Source organism: Rhodococcus sp. ENV425 (assembly GCF_002887785.1).
GTDB lineage: Bacteria > Actinomycetota > Actinomycetes > Mycobacteriales > Mycobacteriaceae > Rhodococcus > Rhodococcus aetherivorans.
On record NZ_PCZU01000247.1, the window covers coordinates 816 to 5,908 of the forward strand.

Sequence of the window (5,093 nt, forward strand, 5' to 3'; positions counted from 1 at the left end):
TCTCCTGTGCGATCATCGCGCGCCCCCGAGTCCCGCGGCGACCGCGGCGTCGAGCGCCTCGTACCGGGCGGCGGCGTCGTGCGCGGCGACACCGCCGGACGCGTAGACGTATGCCAGCTGCGCGACGGTGCGGGTGTGCGCACCCTGTGTGACGGCGAACGCCGCGACGAAGTCCGCGCCGATCAGGCCCATGGCGGGGCTCAGCGACGAGACGTTGGCCTGCAGATTCATCGCGCCCGCGCGGGCGACCTCCTCCGCGGCGCGCAGGGATGTGCTGCCGAAGGCCCGGACCCCGTCGGGTACGACACGGACGCCGCCTCCCGTCGAGAACGAGCCGACAGCGTCGAGTAAACCGCTCATGATGACCCCCCAATCAGATTCGCGTGGGCAGCACTCTAACTCGAGTCGGCGACACGGGCGACGAGCGTGCGGGCGACGTCGCGCACGGGCTCTGCGGGCGCGGTGAATCCGAGCACGCGCAGCGCCGCCTCCGCCAGCACGTCGGGCAGGTCGGCGACGGCGTCCGTGCCCCGGTCCGCGCGGATGTTGATGGCGGATTCGACCAGCCGGAACGGCAGATCGGCGCGCGGGTCGTCGGCGTCCGCGCCGGCGCCGAGGCGGTCGAGGACGGCGACCGTGAGCCGCCGGTAGCACTCGCGCAGACCGGTCCGGGCGGTGTGGAACTGTGCGAAGCGCTCGGTGCGCACCTCCGGAAGCAGATACAGCGCACCGAGATTCCAGCGTCCCGCGACGAGCTGCGCGGTGTCGAACAGCGCCAGGGCGTACAGCCGCGCCTCGGCGGGCGCGTCGTCGCCGAGGCGCTCGCAGAACGACAGGGTGGGGGCGACGGTCTGCTCGAGCAGCGCCGCGAGGATGTCGTCCTTGGTGGCGAAGTGGTTGTACAGGGAGGCCTGCCGGCCGCCGACCGCCTCGGCCACGAGCCGCGTCGAGGTCGACGCGAATCCACGGGTGGTGAACAGTTCTGCTGCGGCGTCGAGAATTTCGGCGCGCGCGGTGGAACCGGGCCGGCGTGGCCGGTGCAGTCGGGGGCGTCCGGGACGGGCGTGGGTCACGTCCTCGACGATGGCACAGATCGGACGGTGACAGCGCCCGGGGCGGGCGGTGAGCAGACCGTCACACGGAGGAAACGTCGGTCACGAACTCGTTACGCCGCGGTCATTCGGACAAGACGTGACCTCGCGAAAACTGTCACTCGACAGTTTTTCGACGGTCACCCGGCCGCCGCCACCGCGCACAGAAACGGACACCGCCATGAGCCTGACGCTCACCCGGCCGGCTGCCGCTGCACCGACCGCCTCGCACCAGGACGCGGGCGACCTGGGCGAATTCGGCTACCAGCAGCAGCTGCACCGCAACCTCGGCAAGTTCGCCTCCTTCGCCGCCGGCTTCTCGTTCGTCTCCATCCTGACGACCATCTTCCAGCTGTTCGGCCTCGGCTTCGGCTTCGGCGGCCCCGCCTTCTTCTGGACGTGGGTGGTGGTCTTCGCCGGTCAGTTCATGGTCGCCCTGAACTTCGCCGAACTCGCGGCGCGCTATCCGATCTCCGGGGCGATCTATCAATGGGCCCGCCGGATGGGCGGCGAGGTGGTCGGCTGGTTCGCCGGCTGGTTCATGATCCTCGCCCAGATGGTCACCGCCTCGGCCGCCGCGATCGCCCTGCAGGTGGTCCTGCCGAACATCTGGAGCGGATTCCAGATCATCGGCGACGACCCGTCGCTGACCTCCTCCTCCGGCGCCGCCAATGCCGTCCTGCTCGGCTCGGTGCTGCTCGTGCTCACCACGATCATCAACAGCATCGGCGTGAACTGGATGTCGCGGATCAACAGCATCGGCGTCACCTGCGAGATCGTCGGTGTCGTCGCCGTGATCGGCATGTTCTTCACCCACGCCGTCCGCGGCCCGCAGGTCGTCCTCGACACCGGCGTCACCGGGGAGGCCCCCGGCTACGGCTGGGCGTGGATCGTCTCGGGCCTCATGGCCGCGTACGTCATGGTCGGCTTCGGCTCGGCCGGCGAACTCGCCGAGGAGACCCGCAACCCGCGGCGCGTCGCACCCCGCACCATCCGCCTCGCCCTGTCGGTCTCCGCCCTCGGCGGCGGCCTGATGATCCTCGGCGCCCTCATGGCCGCCCCCAGCCTCACCGACGGCCGCCTCGCCGCCGAGGGCCTGCCCTACGTGCTCGGCGCCATCCTGTCCTCACCGTGGGGCACGCTGCTCCTCGTCGACGTCGCCATCGCCGTGTTCATCTGCACCCTCGCCATCCAGACCGCCGCGTCGCGCCTGATCTTCTCGATGGCCCGCGACGAGCGACTGCCCGCATCGAAGATCCTCTCGCACGTCAACGCCCGCACCGGCACTCCCATCGCGCCGGCCGTGCTGATCGGCGTGGTGTGCATCGGCATCCTCGCGGTCAACATGGGCAACAGCGCGATCTTCGCGACCCTGTCGAGCGTGTGCATCGTGCTCATCTACCTCGCGTACCTGATGGTCACCGTGCCTCTGCTGCTGCGCCGGCTGCGCGGTTGGCCGCACGACGGCACGGCGACCGACGCCGACGGCGACCCGCTGTTCTCCCTCGGCCGATGGGGCCTGCCCGTCAACGCCCTCGCCGTCGCGTACGGCCTGCTGATGGTGATCAACCTGTCCTGGCCGCGCGCCGAGATCTTCAACCCGGACGGCACCATGCCGCTGCTGCAGTGGGCCGCACCGCTCACCGTCGCCGCCGTCGTCGCTCTGGGCGCCCTGTGCTTCCCGCGCCGCGCCGCGCACCCGAACCCCGTCACGATCGGAGCCTGAGATGACCGGCGTCCTCGACACCGCCACCACCCACGCCGCAAAGGCGCACGCCCGCGCGCAGGCCGGCACCGTCACCGACGGCATGCCCACCGTGCCCGCCACCGCGTACCCCACCCCGCCCGGCGGCCGCACCGCCGCCATGACCTGGGCGGAGACCGTGCCCGGCGGCCGTTACACCGCCAAGGTCCTCGCCCGCGGCACCCGGCTGCGGCTGCGTGACATCGACGGCGCCGCCTGCGCCCACCTGCTGCTCTTCCGCGCCGACGCCCCGCACGAGCGGCTCAACGTCGCCGACACCGTCAAGGTGCCGTGGCAGGCCTACCTCGGCGTCGGGCACCCACTGCTGTCGGACCAGGGCCGGGTGCTCGCCACCGTCGTCGCCGACACCTCCGGCCGCCACGACGCCCTGTGCGGCACCACGAACCTCGCCGGGAACACGGCGAAATACGGGGCGGGCAGCCTGCATTCGCACGCCCCCGCCGGGCGGGAGCTGTTCACCGTCGCCGCCGCGAAGCACGGCCTCGCCCCGCGCGACCTGCCGCCGTCCCTGTCGTTCTTCCACGGCGTGCGCGTCGCGGCCGACGGGGCCCTGACCAGCACCGGCACCGCCGGCGCCGGAGCCTGCGTCGAGCTGCTGATCCACCTGCCGGTGATCGCACTCATCGCCAACACCGCCCACCCCCTCGACCCGGCACCCGGGTTCCCCACAACCACCCTCGAGGTGCTCGCCTGGCACGCCCCGCGTGACCTCGACACCCTGCCGAACACGGACCCCGAATACCGGCGCGCCGTCCTCAACACCGAGGACGCCTGGACTGCCGCCACCGGAACGGAGCACTGATCATGACCTCGACCCTCGACCTGCCGGCGCTCGTCCCCGGGACCGTGATCCGCGACGAGATCGCCGGCGCCCGCGGACCGTGGTCGGCCGTCGTCGCCGCCGGCGACGTGCTCACCATCGTCGATCTGCACGGCAACCAGGCCGTCGACACCCTGATCTACGACGCCCACGACACCACCGTCCGCTACAGCGCCGCCGCCACCGTCGCCGCGCAGGGCAACCTGTTCCTCACCGCCGGCTCGGTGCTGCGCGCCGCCGACGGCGAGGAACTGATGACCCTCGTCGCCGACGAGGTCGGCAACCACGACACCGTCGGCGGCGCCTGCTCGCAGGAGTCGAACACCCTGCGCTACGGCCACCACACCAAGCACCAGCACGCCTGCGTCGAGAACTTCCTCGTCGAGGGTGCCCGGTGGGGCCTGGGCAAACGCGACCTGGTGTCCAACATCAACTTCTTCATGAACGTGCCCGTCGACCCCGACGGCACCCTCGGCATCGTCGACGGACTCTCCGCGCCCGGCAAGCGCCTCGCACTGCGCGCCGACCGCGACGTGCTCGTCCTCGTCTCCAACTGCCCGCAGATCAACAATCCGTGCAACGGTTTCGACCCCACCACGGTGCGGATGATCGTCACCCGACCGGAGGCCCGACCGTCATGACCACCAAGATCACCGTCGACCGTCCCGGCATGCTCACCACGGTGCAGGACTATCCGGGCCGCACCGGGTACTGGCAGATCGGGGTCCCGCCCTCCGGCCCGATGGACGACCTGTCGTTCCGACTCGGCAACGCCGCACTCGGCAACCCCGAGGGCGCGGCCGGCCTCGAATCCACCATGGCCGGGCCGGCCCTGCGCTTCACCGATGCCACCGAGGTGTGCGTCACCGGCGCCCCGGCGACCGTGACGGTGAACGGCACGGTGGTCCCGCAGTGGCGTCCCGTCACCGTCCCCGCCGGCGGCGTGCTCGACGTCGGCGCCGTCGCCGGCCCCGGCCTGCGCGTGTACGTACTCGTCGGCGGCGGACTCGACGTCCCCGAATTCCTCGGCAGCGCAGCCACCTTCACCCTCGGAAGGTTCGGCGGCCACGAGGGCCGCACCCTCACCGAGGGCGACGTGCTCGTCGTCGGGGAGGTCGCGACCGGCGCGGCCGTCCCGGTGCCGGCCGAACACGTGCCGGCCATGACCGCCCGCTGGGAGATCGCCGTCACCGAGGGCCCGCACGGCGCTCCGGAGTTCTTCACCCGCAGCGACATCGACACGCTCTACGCCACCGACTACGAGGTGCACTTCAACTCCGACCGCACCGGCGTGCGCCTGACCGGGCCGAAGCCGCAGTGGGCACGCACCGACGGCGGGGAGGCCGGCCTGCACCCGTCCAACATCCACGACAACGCGTACTCCGTCGGTGCGCTCGACTTCACCGGTGACACCCCC

The 5,093-nt window shown here is 71.6% G+C and carries 5 protein-coding genes and 1 pseudogene; 4 read left to right on the top strand and 2 right to left on the bottom strand.

All coding sequences use genetic code 11. From position 1 onward, the window contains the following. Nucleotides 1–12 precede the first annotated feature (12 nt). Both CQZ88_RS21475 and CQZ88_RS21480 read right to left on the bottom strand, forming a co-directional pair. Nucleotides 13–360 (bottom strand): type VII secretion target, encoded by a 348-nt coding sequence (locus tag CQZ88_RS21475; protein WP_102800287.1) that lies wholly within the window; start codon nt 358–360, stop codon nt 13–15. 35 nt (nt 361–395) lie between these two features. Beyond that, nucleotides 396–1,073, bottom strand: a complete 678-nt coding sequence (locus CQZ88_RS21480) for a TetR/AcrR family transcriptional regulator (protein ID WP_102800288.1) — start codon at nt 1,071–1,073, stop codon at nt 396–398. Nucleotides 1,074–1,272: 199 nt separating this feature from the next. On the opposite strand from CQZ88_RS21480, the gene CQZ88_RS21485 reads away from it, so the two are divergent. From CQZ88_RS21485 to CQZ88_RS31520, 4 genes and pseudogenes are all read left to right on the top strand, one after another. After that, nucleotides 1,273–2,817 carry an amino acid permease gene (locus tag CQZ88_RS21485; protein WP_037200858.1) on the top strand — a complete coding sequence of 515 codons (1,545 nt, stop codon included), beginning with the start codon at nt 1,273–1,275 and terminating at the stop codon, nt 2,815–2,817. A gap of 1 nt (nt 2,818) precedes the next feature. Next, on the top strand, nt 2,819–3,658 hold the full coding sequence (locus CQZ88_RS21490; RefSeq protein ID WP_050035160.1) for an urea amidolyase associated protein UAAP1: 840 nt from the start codon (nt 2,819–2,821) through the stop codon (nt 3,656–3,658). Nucleotides 3,659–3,660: 2 nt separating this feature from the next. Continuing rightward, nucleotides 3,661–4,317: an urea amidolyase associated protein UAAP2 gene (locus tag CQZ88_RS21495; RefSeq protein WP_006930633.1), complete on the top strand. Its 657-nt coding sequence runs from the start codon at nt 3,661–3,663 to the stop codon at nt 4,315–4,317. Beyond that, a pseudogene (locus tag CQZ88_RS31520) lies at nt 4,314–5,093 on the top strand (biotin-dependent carboxyltransferase family protein); the annotation flags it as partial. The gene CQZ88_RS21495 and the pseudogene CQZ88_RS31520, both read left to right, overlap by 4 nt.

Excerpts from the sequence above, each read along its gene's own strand:
- CQZ88_RS21490 (WP_050035160.1), top strand. The coding sequence starts at position 2,819 with ATGACCGGCGTCCTCGACACCGCCACCACCCACGCCGCAAAGGCGCAC.
- CQZ88_RS21495 (WP_006930633.1), top strand. The coding sequence starts at position 3,661 with ATGACCTCGACCCTCGACCTGCCGGCGCTCGTCCCCGGGACCGTGATC.
- CQZ88_RS21475 (WP_102800287.1), bottom strand. The coding sequence starts at position 360 with ATGAGCGGTTTACTCGACGCTGTCGGCTCGTTCTCGACGGGAGGCGGC.
- CQZ88_RS21485 (WP_037200858.1), top strand. The coding sequence starts at position 1,273 with ATGAGCCTGACGCTCACCCGGCCGGCTGCCGCTGCACCGACCGCCTCG.